Here is a 2,330-nt window from a genome sequence, read left to right on the forward strand (position 1 = left end):
AATTATTAAGTTAAACAAAAGTTAGTTTTCTATTCTCTCAGGAGAATTAAGGTCTCCCACCTGTGAAAAAGTGTTGCAAATATATATGCAAAGTACAAAAAAGGGAATGTAGGATTGTGTCAAAGCATGGAAAATTCAGTCTTTTCAACTGAAAAATAGTATCAACGACTGTGAATAAAATCAAAATGATTAGTCTTCGTAGCATTTTGATTATTCCGGGCATTTTATTATCGGAATTGTTACTCTAATATTGTAGCGAGAAACATATAAATCCAAAAACGAATATGGCCAATCTTTCAATAGTCATTGTACCTACAAAAAAGTTATCCAATGGAAGACATCGAATAAGAATTGCAGTAGCGCACCGTTCGCAAACCAGATATATTTCTACTCAATTCATATTGGATTCTGCAAACCAAATGAAAAATGGTAAAGTAGTCAGGCACGAAAATGCAGCAAATATTAACACTTGCCTGCGCAAGATAATCTATGAATACGAAGAAATCATATCATCCATCCATTATTTACAAACACTGTCGTGTACGGAGTTGATACATACCATTACCCGTGAACAACAAAAAAAAGGAGTTACTTTTTGTGTGATAGCTGACGAATACCTCTCTTCTATGAGAAATGAAGAGCAAAAGAAGTCCTATAAGTTGTACAGGATAGCCTGTGAAAGATTTCAGAAATATATGAAAGGAGATTTCCCTCTGATACAACTTACGCCACTGCATATACAAGGTTTTGCCAATACAATGAAAGAAGAAGGGTTGTCCACAACCTCTGTCAGAATTTACCTTACCTTAATAAGAGTCATACTGAACTATGCCAGGAAAATGAACTACGTAAATTATCCGGTCCATCCTTTTGTGCTATTCAAAATGCCAGTCAGTAACGTCAGGGAATTAGACTTAACCATAGATGAAATGAAAAGAATCAGGGATGTAAAATTGTGCAAACCGACCCTGAAAATGGTACGGGATATATTCATGCTTACTTATTATTTAGGTGGCATTAACTTGAGAGACTTGATGGAATACGATTTTAAAGACCGGAACTGCATGCGGTATGTGCGTCATAAAACCCAGAACAGCAAGAAGAGTGAGAACGAAATAGCCTTTACCATTCAACCGGAAGCACAAGATATCATCAATAAGTACATATCAGAAAGCGGAAAATTAGTCTTTGGCAAATACTCGTCTTATGAGAAAGTATATAGTTTAGTGTTCAGACATATATATAAGGTGGCAAAGTTAGCCGGAGTTACTAGAAAAGTATCCTATTATTCCGCCAGAAAAACATTTGCCCAACATGGATATGAATTAGGAATTGAAATAGAAAAAATAGAATATTGCATAGGGCATAGCATGAAAAACAACCGTCCCATATTCAATTATATCAGAATCATGCAGGAACATGCTGATAAAGTGTTCAGAGCAATTCTCGACCGATTAATTAAATAAATGCAGATTTTTTAATAACACTTTAATATTCAGTGCTTTATATTTACCAATTGCTTTTCTCATAATGTAAAAGCATTTACCGCAGGATGTAACGAGCTTTACCGCTTATTGTAACGCTCTTTACCACGGTATGTAACGAGTTTTACCACGGCATGTAAATGGAGTTACTGCGTGGGGTTAAGAGAGTTACTGCGTGGGGTTAAGAAAGTTCCTGTGTGGCGTTTAGTAAAGTATGCGATCAGTTGGCGGAATGACTTTCTCTTCGTGTCCGAAAGAGATCAAGGCCGGAGCTGGGCAGCATCCGATCCGTACCAACTCCGTACCAGATTCGGTTAGAAGTACCTCTATGTGGAGATGGTACGGAGCAAATAAGGATTTGATCCCTTTTTGATACACCTCTGACAGGATATTGGCAGCTTCCAAATTCCACCAACGAATTAAAAAATCTCAAATCTACTGCAAAAAAGGATATTTATATGCAATCTGACGAGGTTTACAGAAACCACCCATAAACATTGAGGATGAGTGTGTTATGGGCAAAGTCACGCATTTTAAGGCATTTTTCGGGTGTAGGAAACATATTTCATACACCTGCCTATGTCTCTTCATTCACCGCATATACGCCTGATAATCAAAGAAAAATCTTCATCGGTGTAGGATGTAGGAAAGATTGATGAAAACATTGTTTGAATGAAAAATTTGGGAGCACAACATTTTAATAATCAACTTAGGGAGAAACTCGGATGATAAGTCTAATACTTAGCTCTGAATTATTGTATTGAAAGTCTTGATGTCCCTCTATATCAGAGCCTCAACTAATCTTTCCGGATATTATCAAGTTAACTTTTGTTTAACTTAATAATT

1 protein-coding gene is annotated in these 2,330 nt (G+C 36.3%); it reads left to right on the forward strand.

The window, feature by feature from the left end:
* The first annotated feature begins 284 nt into the window (after positions 1 to 284).
* Positions 285 to 1,466, forward strand: a complete 1,182-nt coding sequence (locus BWI44_RS22250; RefSeq protein ID WP_195209252.1) for a tyrosine-type recombinase/integrase — start codon at positions 285 to 287, stop codon at positions 1,464 to 1,466.
* The last annotated feature ends 864 nt before the right edge of the window (positions 1,467 to 2,330 follow it).

The organism is Bacteroides sp. Phil13, from assembly GCF_001940965.1.
Classification (GTDB): Bacteria; Bacteroidota; Bacteroidia; order Bacteroidales; family Bacteroidaceae; genus Bacteroides; species Bacteroides intestinalis.